General features: G+C 46.3%; 20 protein-coding genes, 1 tRNA gene and 1 pseudogene. 12 read left to right on the top strand and 10 right to left on the bottom strand.

Going from position 1 to position 17,300, the window contains the following annotated elements; all coding sequences use genetic code 11:
* Positions 1 to 98: 98 nt before the first annotated feature.
* A pseudogene (locus JGK36_RS15605) lies at positions 99 to 986 on the bottom strand (aminotransferase class V-fold PLP-dependent enzyme); the annotation flags it as partial.
* A gap of 292 nt (positions 987 to 1,278) precedes the next feature.
* On the opposite strand from JGK36_RS15605, the gene JGK36_RS15610 reads away from it, so the two are divergent.
* The 4 genes from JGK36_RS15610 to JGK36_RS15625 all read left to right on the top strand — a co-directional run bounded on the left by JGK36_RS15610 (position 1,279) and on the right by JGK36_RS15625 (position 5,613).
* Entirely contained in the window at positions 1,279 to 3,090 is a 1,812-nt protein-coding gene (locus tag JGK36_RS15610; protein ID WP_293197295.1) for a TM0106 family RecB-like putative nuclease, read from the top strand.
* Between the two features lie 66 nt (positions 3,091 to 3,156).
* Complete coding sequence (locus JGK36_RS15615; protein WP_293197297.1) at positions 3,157 to 4,284, top strand: esterase-like activity of phytase family protein; 1,128 nt, start codon at positions 3,157 to 3,159, stop codon at positions 4,282 to 4,284.
* A gap of 56 nt (positions 4,285 to 4,340) precedes the next feature.
* Positions 4,341 to 4,414 (top strand) — tRNA-Asp (locus JGK36_RS15620).
* Positions 4,415 to 4,497: 83 nt separating this feature from the next.
* The gene (locus JGK36_RS15625; RefSeq protein WP_293197299.1) at positions 4,498 to 5,613 is read left to right on the top strand and encodes a site-specific integrase; all 1,116 of its coding nucleotides are present in this window, start codon (positions 4,498 to 4,500) and stop codon (positions 5,611 to 5,613) included.
* Here the strand turns inward: JGK36_RS15625 and JGK36_RS15630 are convergent.
* The 9 genes from JGK36_RS15630 to JGK36_RS15670 form a co-directional block, all read right to left on the bottom strand.
* Positions 5,610 to 6,056 (bottom strand): L,D-transpeptidase, encoded by a 447-nt coding sequence (locus tag JGK36_RS15630; protein WP_293197301.1) that lies wholly within the window; start codon positions 6,054 to 6,056, stop codon positions 5,610 to 5,612. The two genes, JGK36_RS15625 and JGK36_RS15630, sit on opposite strands and share 4 nt — an antisense overlap.
* A 191-nt stretch (positions 6,057 to 6,247) precedes the next feature.
* Entirely contained in the window at positions 6,248 to 6,550 is a 303-nt protein-coding gene (locus JGK36_RS15635) for a hypothetical protein (RefSeq protein ID WP_293179392.1), read from the bottom strand.
* Positions 6,534 to 6,899: a hypothetical protein gene (locus JGK36_RS15640; protein WP_293179395.1), complete on the bottom strand. Its 366-nt coding sequence runs from the start codon at positions 6,897 to 6,899 to the stop codon at positions 6,534 to 6,536. The genes JGK36_RS15635 and JGK36_RS15640 overlap by 17 nt, the downstream gene beginning before the upstream one ends.
* Before the next feature lie 69 nt (positions 6,900 to 6,968).
* Positions 6,969 to 7,178, bottom strand: coding sequence for a hypothetical protein (locus JGK36_RS15645; RefSeq protein ID WP_293179398.1), 210 nt, complete (start codon positions 7,176 to 7,178; stop codon positions 6,969 to 6,971).
* A gap of 74 nt (positions 7,179 to 7,252) precedes the next feature.
* Positions 7,253 to 7,684 carry a hypothetical protein gene (locus JGK36_RS15650; protein ID WP_293179401.1) on the bottom strand — a complete coding sequence of 144 codons (432 nt, stop codon included), beginning with the start codon at positions 7,682 to 7,684 and terminating at the stop codon, positions 7,253 to 7,255.
* Positions 7,685 to 8,098 (bottom strand): hypothetical protein, encoded by a 414-nt coding sequence (locus tag JGK36_RS15655; RefSeq protein WP_293179404.1) that lies wholly within the window; start codon positions 8,096 to 8,098, stop codon positions 7,685 to 7,687.
* Positions 8,095 to 8,352: a hypothetical protein gene (locus tag JGK36_RS15660; protein WP_293179407.1), complete on the bottom strand. Its 258-nt coding sequence runs from the start codon at positions 8,350 to 8,352 to the stop codon at positions 8,095 to 8,097. The genes JGK36_RS15655 and JGK36_RS15660 overlap by 4 nt, the downstream gene beginning before the upstream one ends.
* Before the next feature lie 322 nt (positions 8,353 to 8,674).
* Positions 8,675 to 9,592 carry a hypothetical protein gene (locus JGK36_RS15665; protein WP_293197303.1) on the bottom strand — a complete coding sequence of 306 codons (918 nt, stop codon included), beginning with the start codon at positions 9,590 to 9,592 and terminating at the stop codon, positions 8,675 to 8,677.
* 2 nt (positions 9,593 to 9,594) lie between these two features.
* The gene (locus JGK36_RS15670) at positions 9,595 to 9,930 is read right to left on the bottom strand and encodes a hypothetical protein (RefSeq protein WP_293197305.1); all 336 of its coding nucleotides are present in this window, start codon (positions 9,928 to 9,930) and stop codon (positions 9,595 to 9,597) included.
* A gap of 1,291 nt (positions 9,931 to 11,221) precedes the next feature.
* On the opposite strand from JGK36_RS15670, the gene JGK36_RS15675 reads away from it, so the two are divergent.
* The 8 genes from JGK36_RS15675 to JGK36_RS15710 all read left to right on the top strand — a co-directional run bounded on the left by JGK36_RS15675 (position 11,222) and on the right by JGK36_RS15710 (position 17,249).
* A complete protein-coding gene (locus tag JGK36_RS15675; protein ID WP_293179417.1) occupies positions 11,222 to 11,563 on the top strand; it encodes a hypothetical protein in 342 nt (113 codons plus the stop codon).
* A 1-nt stretch (position 11,564) separates the two neighbouring features.
* Positions 11,565 to 11,915: a hypothetical protein gene (locus JGK36_RS15680; protein ID WP_293179420.1), complete on the top strand. Its 351-nt coding sequence runs from the start codon at positions 11,565 to 11,567 to the stop codon at positions 11,913 to 11,915.
* Between the two features lie 25 nt (positions 11,916 to 11,940).
* Complete coding sequence (locus JGK36_RS15685; RefSeq protein ID WP_293179423.1) at positions 11,941 to 12,627, top strand: hypothetical protein; 687 nt, start codon at positions 11,941 to 11,943, stop codon at positions 12,625 to 12,627.
* Positions 12,628 to 13,191: a hypothetical protein gene (locus JGK36_RS15690; protein WP_293179426.1), complete on the top strand. Its 564-nt coding sequence runs from the start codon at positions 12,628 to 12,630 to the stop codon at positions 13,189 to 13,191.
* Between the two features lie 448 nt (positions 13,192 to 13,639).
* Positions 13,640 to 14,254 carry a hypothetical protein gene (locus tag JGK36_RS15695; RefSeq protein ID WP_293179429.1) on the top strand — a complete coding sequence of 205 codons (615 nt, stop codon included), beginning with the start codon at positions 13,640 to 13,642 and terminating at the stop codon, positions 14,252 to 14,254.
* A complete protein-coding gene (locus JGK36_RS15700) occupies positions 14,248 to 14,676 on the top strand; it encodes a hypothetical protein (RefSeq protein ID WP_293179432.1) in 429 nt (142 codons plus the stop codon). The genes JGK36_RS15695 and JGK36_RS15700 overlap by 7 nt, the downstream gene beginning before the upstream one ends.
* 11 nt (positions 14,677 to 14,687) lie before the next feature.
* Positions 14,688 to 14,870, top strand: a complete 183-nt coding sequence (locus tag JGK36_RS15705) for a hypothetical protein (protein WP_293179435.1) — start codon at positions 14,688 to 14,690, stop codon at positions 14,868 to 14,870.
* Entirely contained in the window at positions 14,871 to 17,249 is a 2,379-nt protein-coding gene (locus JGK36_RS15710; protein ID WP_293179438.1) for a hypothetical protein, read from the top strand.
* Positions 17,250 to 17,300: the final 51 nt, after the last annotated feature.

The following is a 17,300-nucleotide window of genomic DNA, read 5'->3' on the forward strand; positions in this document are numbered from 1 at the left end:
GTCATTACAAAGCGTATCTATAGCTTCTAAGAATGGTGAATTTATCTCAAAATATACTCACCACTAGCGAAGAGTGTTCAATAAGATGCGTTCCCCCTGTACAAAGGATAAGCCGAAGTCGCAATTTCGTAACGTTGAGCTCCCGGTTTAAAGCCAATCGGTTTAGCATTAGCATCCGTCACAATTCCCCGCCAACCGATAAACACCGGCTGCAAATCTGCCAAAGCTTCTGCACTCACATAAAGTCCACCCAAACCTTCCGGGCCACACCACCATTTATGACCCGTGAAAGCATAAAAATCAACTCCCGACTCAATCAAATTCAAAGGCAAAACTCCCACAGATTGAGCCGCATCAACTAATACTCTGACTTTGTGATTCTGCACAGGCAAATCTTCTTTCCCCCCCCCTTGGCAAGGGGGGGTTAGGGGGGGTTCATAGCCTTCATGACACACTTTCACAATCTCAGCCAGAGGCAAAACTTGGCCAGTATTCCACAAGATGTGACTGATTACCAACAACCGAGTATTCGACTGCAAATAATCAGCAATTACCGCCACCGCATCGCCCTCATTCAAAGTAGCCGCCAACGGACAAACCGAAACCTCAATGTTGAAACGGCGCTGCAATTCCATTACACTAGCTATAATGCCCGGATGTTCGCAGTCAGAGAGCAATAAATGATCGCCCGATCGCCAATCAATGCCCCACAGAGCAATATTGCAGCCGACGGTGACATCTTCAGTCAGGGCGATCGTTTCCGGAGGGACAGCTAACTCGTTTGCGATCGCACGTCGCGTCAGCATCGCCTCCTGAGCCACCCAAGCACCGATTTCCCCCGAAAACGGCCCCCCAATCTGCACCCGCTTGTAGGCTGCATAAATCGCCTCTAAAGCTGGTTCAGGCAACGGCCCTTGTCCGCCGTAGTTAAAATAAGCTTTATTGGCCAAAGCTGGAAATTGTTGCCGGTATTTGTCCTTTGTCATTTTTTCTGAGGAATATCGATAGCGTTAACATTGATAGAACTTACACAATAACCCTAGGAATAGGCAACTACGGGGATTGCCTCTACAAAATACTATATATGGACTATCTGCACGGATGACAGATCGAATAAATATTAATGTCAAAAACCTCTCTCAAAAAGCCTTCTTACTTCTATCTTTTATATCCATGACATCTGTTACATCCGTTATATAATCCATTGCCGAACCTTCTATCTTTTACATCCGTGACATCCGTTACACAATCCGTTGACGAACCTTCTGCAAACACTAAATGTTAATAACTGACAAACTACTACTTTCCTATCAACGATGTAATCTCCGAGCATTTTTAGATATATTGGGAGATTGGAAACAACAAGATCCACCAAGTGACTTTTTGCTAAAATTGATGCGAGATAGCTCGACATACCAGCAGCAAACTTTAGAATCCGAAACCTACGAACAACCATATTATCCTAGAGGGGATTGGGCGGCTGGTGCGGCGGCTACTTTGAGTTTAATGCAGCAAGGAGTCGATCGCATTTATCGAGGAGTCCTTTGCCAAGATGAATTAGGTAAAACCAATGGTGAAACAGCTTCTATATCAGGGATTGACGGTCAATATTTGCCAGACATTGGCGAGATTCCCGAAACTTCAGTGCATCTTTCCTCCTCAATCCTGCACTCTTCCGAAATCACTCTCGTCAGTCGCCCGCACTTATTAATCAAACAGCCTGGAGATTCCAATTTTGGTAATTGGAGTTATGCGACAGCCGATATGTGGTTAAGTAAAAAACCAAAACTAGACTATCAAATTATTGCTGCTTTTCATGCGAAAGTCTTAGCTTCCATGCAGGGAACAATGCCCGAAACTGCGTGGCTGATGCTGCGGACAAAAGGGCTTTGGGCGGTGAATCTCTACCAGCGAATGCCTCAAATGTTCCAGATTTTGGATGAGTGCATTGAGATGTTAGAAAATCGGCAGAAACCGGAGGTTTTCATTTCTCGGCAAAAGTGTACTCTTTGCGGTTGGTATACGGCTTGTCACGAGGAAGCCGAATCGATTAAACATCTTTCGCTATTGCCGGGAGTTACGGCTAAGCGATATGCTATATTAAAAGTTCTAGGATTGACTGATTTAGCATCTTTGGCTAATGCTAATTCCGATTTATTAGCGAGTTATCCTGAGTTTGTGGCGGGAGTGGCTGTCGATGTGGTGCAACAAGCGCGATCGACTTTGTTAAATCAACCGTTTGTGCGAGAAGCAGGAAGTTCGGCAACGGATTTTGTAACGGATTTAACGGATGTCAAAGAAGGAAGTTCGGCAGCGGATTATGTAACGGATTTAACGGATGTTAAAGATAGAGGTTCGGCAACGACAGCGGTTAATCAGTTTATCAGAATACCAGAAGTTGCAGGGAATAGTTTAGTAATAGCTAAAATTGAGTCCGTAAAGATTACAGAAAATAAATCTGCTGCACCTTCTATACCTGCGCCGATTCTCCGCAAAAAACCAATTCCTTATTCACAATCTGTCTTTTTGCCGATCGCCCCAATCGAACTCTACTTTGACATCGAAGCCGAACCGGAGTTAAATTTAGATTATCTCCACGGAGTATTAGTTGTTGACAGGTACAACAACACTGAAAAATTCCACGGCTTCCTGGCAGAATCACCGGCTGAGGAAGGTGCAATCTGGGAGCAATTTTTAGAACTAATGTGGGCTTATCCCATTGCTCCGATTTTCCACTTTTGTGACTACGAAGTCAAGACTTTTAAGCGACTGGCTAAACTTTACAACACTCCAGCTTACTTGTGGAAGCCTGTGCTGAAAAGGTTTGTGGATATTCACAAGCAAGTGACGCAGCAAGCGATTATGCCGGTGGAAAGTTACGCACTCAAACCCATTGCGCGCTGGTTGGGTTTTGACTGGCGCGATGCTAAGGCTAACGGTGCTCAGTGTGTCTGTTGGTACGATGATTGGCTCAAAACGGGCGATCGCGATCTCTTGGAGGCGATCGTCCGCTACAATGAGGACGACTGTCGCGCTACTTACATCGTTAAAGATTGGTTGACTAATTTTTTGTTGAGTCAGAAACAGTAATTTTCTGATTGAACGAACCGCGAAGACGCAAAGGCCGCGAAGCAAGAAAGATAAGAAGATAGTAAGATGCACAATTTAGGGAAAATACTTATATTTATTGCCTGTTTTTTGATGGCAGCAACTGTTGCTATTTTTGTCAATCTTTCGGCCCAATCTTTCGCTGTTACCAAAATAGATTTTATCGGTAGGGCAATATTTCCAACAGGTTCTCCCTTTGGGGGGACAGAAATTGGCGGACTTTCGGGAATTACCTATGATGCGGAGAAACAAGTTTATTATGCTATTTCTGATGACCGCAGCAGCAAGGCTCCGGCGCGCTTCTATTCTCTGAAAATTAACTTGGCATCTGGTAAGCTGGAGAAAGACAATATTGAATTTACTGGTGTGACGACTTTATTAGATGAAAACGGTAAAAGTTTTCCCGAATTCAGTTTAGATCCCGAAGGGATAACTTTTACTGGCAAAAGCGTGTTTGTTTCTTCTGAGGGAGATGTCGATCGCCAAATCGCTCCTTTCATCAAAGAATTCTCCCTGGATGGTAAACTGCTGAAAACGCTTTTAATTCCTGACCTATTTTTGCCCGATGCCAAAGGCACCAAAGGCATCCGCAACAATCTCGCCTTTGAAAGCTTGACTTTAACTGCCGATCGCAAATACCTATTCACCGCCACCGAAAACGCTACAGTTCAAGATGGCGCCGTAACTTCCCTGGAAAAAGGCAGCCCGTGCCGGATTTTGCGGTACGATGCTGCGAGTGGCAATCCAGATGCCTCCTTTGCCTACATCACGGAACCGCTACCCCCTGGTGCCAATCCTGTGGGAAAATTAACTAGCAACGGTTTAGTGGATTTATTGGCGATCGACGACAAGCGCTTGATCAGTTTAGAGCGCGCTTTCTCCCTGGAAACCGGCACGACGATCAGAATTTTTGAGATTTCTTTGGAAAAAGCCGATCGCATTGAAGCACTCCCAAGCCTCAAAACCCGTATCAGCGAGGTTTCCCCCGCCCAAAAACGGCTGCTGCTGGATTTGGAAACTCTGAAAATTCCCCTAGACAACATTGAGGGCTTGACATTTGGCCCCGATTTAGCCGATGGTACCAGAGGCCTGATTTTGGTAAGCGACAACAACTTCAGTCCCCTGCAAGAGACTCAAATTTTGGGCTTCCAAATAAAAGTTCAAAAAACCTCTTGACAAACGGTGCAGTTATCTGCATAATAGAAATTGTGCCTGAAACAAAGGCAAAACGAGGGACAGTAGTTCAATTGGTTAGAGCACCGCCCTGTCACGGCGGAAGTTGCGGGTTCGAGCCCCGTCTGTCCCGTTCTCTCGTAGCAAAGCTTTTAAAGTTTTGATAGATTTGTCGGATCTACCGCTAACGTAGTTTGCGCTCAAAATCCGCTCAAAATGAATATTAATCCGTCAAAAGATAGGAAAGCGATCCGGCTTCAATTTACTGTTGAGGGCGCTAGGTTTTCGTTCTCGCCTTTGCCCGGTGGAAAATGGGAGAATAAGCGCGATCGGCAATTGGTCGCAGCGATCGCCACAAAAATCGAAAATGATATTCTTGCTGGAAATTTTGATCCATCCCTAGGAAGGTATCGCCACAAGTTATCTGCCGCTCAAACTCCGCTTCGGGTAAAAGCTAATCCCAAGATTTGCTGGCTTGAACTTTGGGATGCTTGGGTTGTTTCTCTTGACTTGCCAATTTCAACCGCAGCAGATCATTATGCTTGTGTCCGAGCCATGCTTGTAAAATCGGGAAATCCTTCGCTTGATAATACTGAATGGCTGCAAATTAGTGAGTTGGCTGCGAGCACGTTTAATCGCAGATTGTCTATGTTGCGATCGTGCTTGTTGTGGGCCGTAGAAGAGGGCTTGATTAAGCCAGCGGATAATCCTTTGAAAAGGGTTCGCTCTCGCACGGCAACAGAAGATGAGCGACAGCAATCGGACAAGAAAAAAGCGCCATTGTCAGACGCTGAAATCGAAAAAATATTAAATTACGTCGATCGGGTCTATATCACTTACGCACCGTTTGTGCGATTTTTACTTTTTTCGGGAGTGAGGACTGGGGAAGCTGTCGGGTTAACTTGGGACAGTGTTGATTTAGAAAAGCGCCTGATTTTTATCAGGCAGTCGGTGTCTCGGCAGCGGGGGAAATACCAGAAAATTTGTAAATCTCCCAAGACCAAAGAATCTGTCCGCACTTTGAAGATGTCCGATCGTGTCTTTGTTCTTTTTAGCTCAATAATTACCGAGAATGCTTGTGGTCTAATTTTTAAAAGCCCCAAGGGGCAAATTATAGATCATGGCAATTTTCGTTCTCAATGTTGGATGCCCACATTATTGTTTTTGGATATTCCTTACAGAAAGCCCTACGCTACGCGACACACTCTTCTGAGTCAAGCCCTTGAAAGTGGCTTGTCGGTGCCACAAGTTGCTCAAATTGCTGGGCATCGCGACGGTAAAATGATCCTTCAGCACTACGGCCACGTTATAAATCAGCCACAATTGCCTTAGTTATAGTTAACCGAGAGTGGAATTGACTTGATGCCGGATTTTGCGATCGCCCCCATGCGATCGCAAAATCTCTGCCATCCCGGGAAATTTTTCAGTACGATGCACCCTGCACTTCCCGGCACGTTAGCATCAAAGTGGATGCCTAGCTCGCTTCTGACATGACCGGACTCTGATACCGGGTCAGGTGTTATGTGAAAGAAAAATCCTTCAATTCCTCGTGTGGGGAGCCAATAAGGCACCGTTGGGATTTGGTACTCGAAACCACTAGGAATCGGGCCTTTTCCTCTCGCCCATTCATCGCCTGGTTGTTGCCACTGAGTGCATCCTGAGGTGGCTGAATATTCAATATATTCCTTGTCGGGATAAGTTAATTTCAGGCTTCCATAGATTAAGTCGTTAGATGCCGCTAAAGGCATCGTAAAGGCGAGTGAATGGCGCTTCATATAACTCCGTTATTTTTGCAGGGGTGACGGAGCCAAGAAAGCTCCTATGACGGCAATTATTGTAATTATTAATTCAATTAAGCTTGGTGGAATTGGCTGCGCCTCTAATATTACAATTATCAGTCCTAGGCAAGAAACGAAAGCGCAAAGACATATACAAAACAATGCAATACGTAGTGAGATTTTGTCCATTAGTCTTTCCTGTTCTGGAATGTAATTTTGGAGACCCAATCGAGAATTTGAGCTATTTGTTCCCCTTGGAATTTCACCTGTTGAGCTTGCAATTTCATTTGCTGCGCCATGTGTTCCCGTTGCTTGACTGCTTCCTTTATCTCTATTTCCCTTAATCGAATTTCTTCTAAGTGTTCTTTTCTTTGCTGTTTTCTGGCTTGCCAGAAACTTATCGACAACCCAAGAAAAGCGACGATTAGCCCAAGGGAAGCAATTACGGTGGTAGCAATATCTGCCTTGATTAGGTCAACGAGCTTCTGCATTTTGAAGGGTTAGATATTCTTTTGCAACCACTGTTGTGTTGAAGAAATATAGGGCCGCTGTAGGTACTGACTTCACCAGTTCTTCATCTATCTGAAGAAATCTCGGAGGTGTTGAGCAAAGAGCTCCATTCCATGTAAATGGGTAGTATTTGTCTTTCCCGCCGTCATATACCCCCCATCTTCTTAATCCAAACGGCTTGGCTTGCCAGTGCACCAAGCAAAAACTGCCTGCGAGGTGGAACTTGTCAATTATTGGATTGAAGTCCATCTTTAGCTCGAAGTCTGGGAGGTGTGGGTATGTTAGTTTTACCCGCCCTTTCTCTGTTTCTGCAACTACAATTGGTTTCATTTTTCTTGCTGACCATATTGATTCAATGATGGCGAAATACGGATTTCGCCATTCTTGAATTGGGAAGTGCTACGCGACTGGTTGTTCGGTCTGTCCTGTTTGTACTGGAGCGTCAATCTGCTCGCCGACCTGATTGACTAGGTTTTCTAAAGCCATGATGGCTTCGTTAAGCGAGGCTTCGTTTGGCCCAGAACCCCCGGTTCTTTCGTCCACTTGTTTCGTGTAATTGAAGTTGGCAGAAATTGCGGCTAAAATTACCCGTGCGAATCTTGGTTCCATTGGTTTAACTGGGTTTGATTGTTTGCTTGACTGGCTATCAAACGTATCTTTGACGTTGACTAGCTTCGTTTATTTTAAGGTATTTGTTGTGGATTGTCCACTAGGTTTTCAAGTTGTTCGGTGATGTCTTCTAACTGCCCAATAATATCATCAAAGCCTGGGCTGCTATCGTCACTTACAGCGATGATTCGACAGTGGAATCCTGTCGAAGGGTTTATCAATAGGCGCATCGAAAACAGGTCGTTCCGATATCGAAAACTTGGAATCCGAATGAAGTCGATTGTGTTTATAGAGCCCTGAAAAGCACACAGTCTTTCAATCAATGGTGCTTCTTGTATTCGAGAAAATAAAGCTACCGCTACCTCGACGAATTCCCCTGTTTCCACATATTCACCCGTGTCATCGGACTGGAACACCAAGAACAATGTGTTCGGCGGAAACCAGTCCGTGTAAACCGGAGTAGCGGTGATGATTTGCGTGTCTATAATAACAGTAAGTGCAGGCATTTAGCCATAGTTTTCGCCGTGATAGGTCAAGCTCAAAGGGGATTTTGGTGATAAGAATGTGCTAGTAGAAGTATAATCGTACACCTCTTTTATTTGTTCGATTTGATTGTTGTCCCCTGGCGCGTAAGGGACGACAATCTTAAAGTTACTCTCGCCAGTCTTGTTGTCAGGTGAGCCGAAACACGCGGAGATATGACGCGGTTCCGCATTGCTAAGACGGTCAATCGTTGGGTTGTTGGTTGCCACTTGACGGGCTAAGAGTGACGGTGTTACGGGAGTTAATTCGTCGCCATTCTCATCGTAGTATTGCCTTTGGTTAATTAAAGCGTCCTCTAAGTTGTCCTGAGTGTATCTAATCTTTAAATCTCTACCCCTGACCGTTCTGCGCGTCTTAATCTTGCTGGCGCTACTCACTCAGTCTCAACACCTACGATACAGACGTTTTCCACGCCGGACATCTCAGTATCATCCAAGAAATCGACGGCGGATTCGGCATCGTCAAACGACAGCAAATCGCACAAATCCGGCTCAATAGTGTTAGTTTTAGCTTCACGCAAATCTATCCAGTTAATAGAATTGCCCGACGCGCGCCGGACGGATTGATTCGCCCCAAAAAAGGAAATGATACCATCCGAATTGCATTCGGTTTTGAGTATGATAAATCTCATAAGTCCCTCAAGTTTAATTGAATGCGTTCTCCAATATTTTTATTGGTGACAATTTCTGGATTTTGGTTTATCTCATTCCAGAAATCAAGCCATTCCGGGGTTCCGGGTTGAAATGGATATTGGATTTTGTGTCCCTCCCCCGAAGCATCCCAGAGTAGCGCTTCCCTTGGTCGAACTGTTCGTGGCAAAGCGCAAAATCCTGCGCTTTGTGAAGAGTTGCTTTTGAATATTTCGGGCAAAAAAGCCTCTTTCGCGAGTACCGATAACGATGCGAAAAAATAAGTTTTGCCCGTGTCCGTGACGTAATTTGCCCGGTACAGCATTACGGAGTAGCAGCAGGGAGAGCAGCGGGATTTTTAGAGGAAAATCGCTTGTCCCACTCCCCTCTGTATCCCAGGCACATTGTGTGTGGCACGGCTCGCAGCGCTAATCCACAAGCCCTAATCAATTCAGGATCGCGACTGCTCATGGGAACGAGCATTTCAGATTTTGCGGACTTGACCTCTGAATCCGCACCTGGGGTAGCCCCATCAGCTTTCTCGATAACTCTGCGGTTCTGTAGCATCACTACCCTGAATCGCCTGTGATCAAAAGTCACTTGCCTGAATCCAGGGCATCTGGCGTCTGACGTGTTGATTGGACCACCTGCAATTAAGCAGTTGTTGATTGCTGTTGCGTACTGGGCATAAGGGATATTTCCTGCCAAGTTGGTAGCCATCTTGAAGGCTTTTGAAGCCATTTCAAACGAGCCGTCTGTTTCGTAGTTCATACTACCCACATACGACGTTTCCTTCTCGCCTGCTGCGGTGTCCGTTATGGGTAGTGGCACAGGAGGCAACAAGCTTGATGTGGGATCTATTAAATCGATGATATTCCGCCAAGTCTCGCCTTCAAGTGATACGCAAATAACCCGAGCAATTTGATTTAATTGGCCTGCAATAGTAGCCGACGCTGCTACTAAGTTAGTTTTGCTGGGAACAGGGATACTCACTGTTTTCCCCGCTTCAAACCAAAACTTAAGTTTTCTCGGGCTCCACGAGTATCCCTCTTCGTCTTCGCAGGGCACCCCCCTGGTATTGATCACGGTTCCGCCGACGGCGGCAATGATCGCATTAATCATTGCATCAGTGGTGCCGTCCGGTATCTTGAACGTGTATTTGTAATTAAAAGTTTGAGTCGCCGTACCCCAGTCAGGAAGATAATTGTTTCCCCGGAAGGTAATGCCTTCAGGCCTTGCCATCGTTAGACCTCACTTGCTAATTCAAGTGCAACTGGCATCAGATCGAAGGCCAGATTGTACGACTGCCTTAACGTGCCAGGGGCTACATTAAGCCCGGAAGCGATCGACGGATTAGGCTTTGTAACCGTCGCTTTGGTAGGCCGCGCTGTTGGTGCTAGAGCCGTTAATGCTGAGTGAGTGCGATCGACAATTTGCCGAATCACCTCCATCCCGTTACCTGTAGTGGCATTTGCCTCAGCCTCTGAGAGGCCGGGGAGAGATGTGAGAGGAATACGGATTTCGCCAGCGGCCGTGTCGAATGTATATCCAGCGAAAATCTCGTTCGGTGCAATTTGCATAAATCGAAAGTCGAAGTGATCTGTTGACTCTTTAAGCCTAGCGAAAAGCGCCGTTTATGTCCGTTTTCTGAAGCAAAAACGACTCGTCGGGTTTAAAGGTAAAAACACTCGACGACCAGTTCGCGATGCTAGCTTCAGACGTTGATATGTAATAGGACAACATGCCATAATTATTTAAATATTTATTTATTGTAGGCAGCCCTTATGCAGTCAACCTTGATGACGGTAAAGATAACGAGCGACCTTCTGCTCAAGCTCAAACAGCGAGCTCTGAACGAAAAAAAGAAGATGTGGGAAGTCGTGGCAGACGCTTTAAATAAATATTTAAATACATAAATATTTTTATAAATATCAATTTATGTTACCTGTCGGTTGATCGGCAGGTATTTTTTTTATCGTGTATAGATGCAAAAAGAAAACAAAAGGCGCGCTCGAACTTATCCCAGCACTTTTTATGCGGGTGCCGGGGCGCAAGCAAATCCGCCCTCTTGTATTTCGCTTCGGAATTATTGCGCCAAGTATTTTTTGAGCAAGCCTCAGGTTTTGCGATTGCTCAAGAAAAAAGAGTTGTGCGCCGTAAGTTTCAAAAAAAAGCTTTTTATCGTTGACCAACTACCGGAGGAATAAGAAATAATGGGAGCACTTTACAACCTTAACCCCACACAGTCTCAACAACAGCCACCGCTGTCTCGAAATGCAAAAACCCCCGTTACTGTCAGTGTGACTACAACGGCATCGGTTGCGCTTGCCGCTAACGCTAGCAGAGCTAATTTCTCCTTTTATAACGCAGGCCCCGCCACGGTCTTCATGCGCGAAGGATCGACCGTAACTCCCCTCCTTCACGAACAGCCAGTGCCTGCCGGGTATCACTATGATAGTGAGCCAAGTGCTTTTCGCTATACGGGGGCTGTGAGCTTGGTTACGGCGTCTGGGACGGCAAGTGTGATGATGAGCGAGGCCACTGTTTAATGGGGACAATTACTAACTTAAATAGTGGTGTAGCAGGTCTTCAATTTAAAGTTGTAAATACAACTATTCCTGCTACGGCGTCGGGTCAGACGGGTGTCGATCTCAGTCCGATTTTTGGCGCTGGCTTCGATTATTCGAGAATCAGGGCTGTAAGTGCAGTCGCTACTACGGGGCCTCTCCGTGTTTTTCCTGGAGGCATTGGTTTGCCAGGGCATAGTTACTTCCTGTCAGTATCGAATACTTTTCTTCTTGTTCGCACAACGACTGATTCTGCGTCGATCCTGAAGATACCAGTAAGAGTTATTATTTGGTATGAATAATCATGCCTTCTGAACCTTTATTCACAAACTTTTTCGGCGCCGGCGCAACCCAAACCGCCACCCAAGTCATTATCCTAAAAAATGATTTAGTTGCACCAGTCGGGCTGACCCCTAGCTATGATTTTACTCCTACTGTAAGCAACCGCAGTGAACAATTAGCTCTCACGTTGATTCTGCGGTGGCTGCGAAATCAAGACCAAAGTACGGATTCTCAATTTGTTATTAAGCCATTTGAACAAACCCTAGAATTTCGATTCAACAAATGGCAGCGAAGGTATGTTAGTGAGATTGAGGTATTCCAGGATGATACTGTTTCCACATTCCCTAATCCCAATTTAATTTAGTATGGCGATCGATAAACCTCTTACTTCATTCTTCGGCGCTACGGCGACTCAAACAGCGACGACTGTAACCTTCACCAAGGCTGACTTGCGAAGCTTGCGGACTCCGCCAGCTTTTACCGCCCTAGCACCTCTCTTGATTAACACCGGCGAGAGTTTGGTTACAGCCATCTTGTTGCGCTCATGGGAAGAGCAAGATACTAGCCAGGATTCTCAACTGTCAATATTTGGACCAGAGGTTTCGCTGGTGGAAGTTGTCTCAGATGGCGTCGCGAAGCCTTTCGAGCAGTACGTTTTTCAAGTTCGGATTTTAGTGCCGCGAGGCGTGGCAATGCCGAATCCGAACTCTATTTAGTTTAAGTGAATGACAGGTGAAAATTATGGCAGCAGGCTCTCAACCAGTTTACGGTCAATTTGACTCTGCTAGCGGTGGCTACACGGCAATTGGTGGACCTCAATTGCAGTCATATCAGGTTATCGGCACAGTTACCGCAGGACCTCCGATTATTACAGATCCAAAAACAGGAAAACCATATCCTCCGAATTATGTCCCCGATGAACAAGCTCCGGGAACTCATGAGATGTGGACTCCAGGTTCTTCTCTTGCTGAGGCTAAAAAATTGCAGGTTGCTCGATTACAGGAATTTACTCGATCGGCTATTGAGTCCGCAGTTCGCCCTCTAGAAGAAAAGCTCGTGGGACAGCTTGAAAAAGGAGTAGATCAGTATGGACAAGCTGTTCAGAATCTAGGTTCTCAATTTGGCAAAGACCCCGGGAAAGCTGTCAGTAACTTGCTAGGTGGCGGCGCCGCTCAGTTAGCTGGAGGTGCGACGAAAATTGGAAGCCAGGCAATTCAGTCCGGTCAACAACTTGCAGGACAAGCCCTGAAAAGTGGCCAGCAACTTGCAGGACAAGTTTCCGCATCTTTTGGTGGCGGGACGCCTCAGGCAAAGTTTAATAGTGGCAGTGGCGGTGGGATGACTTCGGCACTTGTTTCCAAGGCTCCTGAACGGGCACTTACTGGCGGGACTGGGCCGGTATTTACTAGCGGAGCTAGGAGGAATTAAATGGCGATCGATATGCCCGATCGCCTTTCTCAAATTGCAGCCAGAATCACTCCGGCAACTAGCAATCAGGAAGCGATTTTATATACCCCAAGCAACGCATCTGTACTCGGAACAAACATCAATTACCAAGGGCATATGGCGGTGATTCGAGTAGCCTGCTATCTCGATTCAGTACCTCCAACTTTTGCGCCGATGATCCTTGCTACCGATACGCTGGCACAGAAAGAGCAAAAGAATCAGATGTTTCGTGCAAATCCCAAAAAAGGGCTGCTTGTTTCCTTACAAAATCCAAGCGGTCAAAACTTTGAAGTGGGAATGATTGACCTCTACAATGTGAAGCCAATTTTTCTTACTGGGATTAACGAATTTTTCACTGATTTAGAATTCTACGGTATTAGGTTCGGTTGGAGAATCCATGCAATGGTAGTCGATCGAGGGCATGGATTGCTCCAAAATAATACCGGCGGACAGCAGAATGACTGGGTATCGATTACCGGATACGTCGTAGAGAAGTCGAGTTTTTTGCAAGACCACAACAATATTGTTTATAACTATGTTGTATGAATTGTTGTAATAATCTTAACCGAGGTGTTGGTGTCCCGTCTGTTTCTGTTGGCGAGCGTCCAATAGAACGCTTGACGGATGATTTTCCTACGACAGTTACTGTTTCGACATCCTCAACAACTCTTTTGACTGCAAATCCTAACAGAAGGATAATTAAGATTTATTGCTTGTCTTTGACAGTCCCTTCGGCTGAGGTTTGGATCAGATATGGAACTGGTGCGACATTGCTTGATTCTTCGCATCCTTTACTTTTTAAGAATTTACTGATTGTTGATTCTGGTCAGGCTGCAAATGCAATTTCTGCTATTTGCTCGGCTGGTACGGCGCAGTTGAGGGTAAGTTCAGCGGAGAGAGTATGAGGAGGCAGGGAAATAGAAATCTTGGGGTTTATGCGCCCCCAACTGGGGGGGATAGTATTCGGCGGTCTACACAGGTCGATCTTGATTTAATGAGTAGACTCAACAATATCCAGTCAGGTAGGGAACTGGGCATTACTCAGGTATTGATAGACCCTAACGAAGGGAGTGTGCAGCGGTCTAGTCAAGTCGGCCTTGACCTGATAAATAGAATCAATAATATTAGTAAGGATTTCGAGGGAATGATTCGTCAGGGATGGGGCGGAAATATTGCCGATCTCACCCCTTTGCTTAATCCCTCTCCTTCTCCTTCTCCTTCTCCTTCTAGTCTGACTTCTTTTCCTTCCCTGCCACTAGGAAGCCTAACTGCAACTCAAATTGATAGGGCAATGGAGTTTAGATCTTGTGGAGATTTTTGCGTTACTTTGTACAATCTCTGGGAGGGGCAATGGTCTACTCAGCGTATTTGCTGGAACTCTTCTGGCTGGGTATCTGACACTTGGAATGATGGAGTCAGACACGACACCTTAAATTCGTGGTACGGATCTTTCTACTGGAACAGCACTGGAATGCCTGAAGATTATTTCATTGTAGATACAAATACTAGATTGCTGTGTTTTCCCCAGATCTCTTCCGTTCCCCCTTCGACTTTGCCACCTAAATATTTCGACGGCTCCGACGTTGATTCGGTTATGGCTTTATGGTAAATCCCTGCCCTAACGGATTTTGTGTAAACTGGCATTATAACGATCCTTATGACGGCGTCCAAGGCAGGGTAGAGCCTATGTGTTACTACGGTCGTCCCGTCGACGAAGTTAGGTTTCGTCCTGATGGAACTGTGTTTGATTTCCCCACTGGCAAAATAGAATGGGGATGGGAGTTTGGCTACATAGAACGAGTCCATGAGGGCGATAGCTACACGAGCTTGGGTGAATGTCAGCGGGCCTACCAAGATTGGGCAAGCTCTACCGACGATTATTTCACGATCGACCCTGATACTAGAATTCGCTGTTTTTCCCCTTCCGCTCCTACCCCCCCTCCTTCTCTTATTCTCCGCGGTACTGCTTCACCCCCTCCCCCCCTCCTAGAAAAATGTGCGGATGCGACTGTAACACTATTGCTTCGATAATTGCCGAACACATGGCAGAAAAGCAAAGACTGCTTGACGCTATTAAAGGGCACATTGATAGCCGAGCTGTCGAGCAATTGCAACATATTAATAAAATGCTTCAAGATATTGATATGGATCTCGATTTGCAGCCCGTAATTGACGAAGTTAAACGGGTTGAGAAAAACCTTTGGAATGGAATTAATGGAGTATAAATGCCAGCACCACTCGCTTTCATTCCGCTAGCAATTAAGCTCGGTGTCGGTGCTGCTAAGGCGGCTACTGCAACTAAGGTGGCGACTGCCGCCGGTGTGGGAGCGAAAGTCGGCCTTGGGGTGCTCCCGCTGACGGCGGCACCGATCGTCCCTGTAGCGAAAGTTGTCGCCACGGGGGCGGCCGCTGCCAAAGTATCTGTTGTCACCGGTGCTGTACCGCTTGGCTTGAAAAGTGCGGCTGTAACAGGCATGACGGCCAAAGTGTCCGCTGGACTTGGTAGTGGAAAAATTGGACAGGTGCTCGGCATCGCTGCCTTAAAAGGCGTCGCGGCGGTTCAAGTAGACCAAGCTTTGAAGGGAGATCAGAAACCTAAAGTTGCCACGCGCGCACCGATCGGCGACCCCAGGCAAGCAAATCGAACTCAAACTCAGCCTCAAACGCGATCGCCGATCAGCGACCCCAGACAAGCGAATCGAACTCAACCCCAGCCTCAAACTATTGGAAGGGCAGATCCTTTCGCGCCGATCGCCCCTGAGTTTGATGAGCCTACGATTGGGTCGCGATCGCCGAAAATGTCTCCCATCAAGGGCCTCGATACAACACCCGCAGGAGCGCTGAGTATTCCCGGTGGCAAAGCAGGAGGCCGGATAAACTTAGGTGCGATCGACTCTTCTAGGCAAGGACTGTCTACACCTACATCTCTCGATCAGGTCGAGAAAGGTGGGATTAATTTATTGACTCCAATTGTTGACTTTCTGAAGGGATTAGATTTAGATATCCAAGAATTAAAAAATCCAGATTTTAGCCCATTGTTGGAACAAATCCAGCAAATGATTAATCCAATATCAGAACAGGTAAAGGAACTACCTAAAACTATTTTGTCTGGAATCACCGAACTGCTTAATCCTATTGTCGGCTTGATTACTACCACGTTAGAAGGAGTAATCAAAATTCCTCAGTTGAATGCTGATGCTATGATTGAGACAATAGCTCCCCTGCTTTTAGGTCTTCTGATTCTAGAATCGCTTTTTGAAAATCTGACAGACACTATTAAGGGGTTAAACCTAAAAATGCAGGTAGAAATTCCGCAGGGCTTAGCAATGCAAGTGGAGGTTCCGCAGGGGCTGGCGATGCAAATGGAAGTTCCGCAGGGGCTGGCGATGCAAATGGAGGTTCCTCAAGGCTTGGCGATGCAAATGGAGGTTCCTCAAGGCTTGGCGATGCAAGTAGAAGTTCCCCAAGGCTTGGCGATGCAAGTAGAAGTTCCCCAAGGCTTAGCGATGCAAGTGGAAGTTCCGCAGACTTTGACTGTGGCGACAGACTTACCTAATCCGGACATTGAAACTAAGTTGAAGAAGCTTCAGAAAACGGCGGAGGAGACTAAGAAAGAATTAGAAAAATGCTGCAAAGATATTGCCGACAAGTTGAAGAAGAAGAAAAAAGAAGATGATGACAGGTTCCCAGAATTCAAAAACTCGGGTTCCATCGAATGCGACGGCGTGACGATTCCTTACAGTTATTCTGGCCCGGGTTTGGTAGGGCTGCACAAACAGTTAGATGTGATTCTAGGTGTCAATAAGATGGCACTCAAGAAAATTTGCGATATAGAATATTCGGCGTCGTTTCCTGATATTTTTGGTGGCGGAACTTACGCCTGTGGTAGCACTGTTTTTAATTATGATTATTCCGGCGCTGGCTTGCTTGGATTGAGCGACCAAGTTGAAGAGTTGACGGCGCTAAATAAAAAAATACTGGCGGAGGTTTGCGGCGACGATATTGACATTGCTGGCGAAATTGATTTTGTGGATTGCAATGGCGGTACACAGGTTTTGCTTTATAACGGCGATGGGATTGCCGGCTTGTCGAGCCAAATTTCAGCGTTTACCGAGCTGCAAAAATTGTCTTACGCCAAAGCCTGCGAGCCTCCGACTTGCTACCCAGTCCAGCCCGGGGATGAATTCGCAGAGTTTGACGTACCGAGGCAATTGGTGCTCACTTGGGGGCAAAATTATCCCAAGCAAACCGGCAGTTTGTGGCACACTCAAATCCCGAATCCCCGCGAGGATTTGGAATGGTGCCGCGATTTCGACAACTTGATTTACACAAAGGGGAATGTCTACGGCCGACTACTTTGGGGCTCTTCCAAAATCAAATCTGGTGTGCGTGCCGAGACAGAGGAAGAGGCGGAAAGGATTCTAGATTTGATAGATGGTTTGTCTGTTTCCGAAGGTAAGCTGCGGATAACAAAAGGCGGCGCGGTCAAACTAAATCCGGCAGTTCGATCGGTGCGCTGTGTTCGCGCTGCGATCGCACAGCTCGGCACGAATGGGGTTGCTGAGACAGTAAAATGCTTCGTTCCGCCGATCGAGGGGTGCTAATTGGACAAGGGAAAGTGTCCCAAAAATGGGACGTTTTTTGCTTACTGTTGA

This window comes from Microcoleus sp. PH2017_35_SFW_U_B (genome assembly GCF_020737865.1).
In the GTDB taxonomy this organism is placed as follows: domain Bacteria; phylum Cyanobacteriota; class Cyanobacteriia; order Cyanobacteriales; family Microcoleaceae; genus Microcoleus.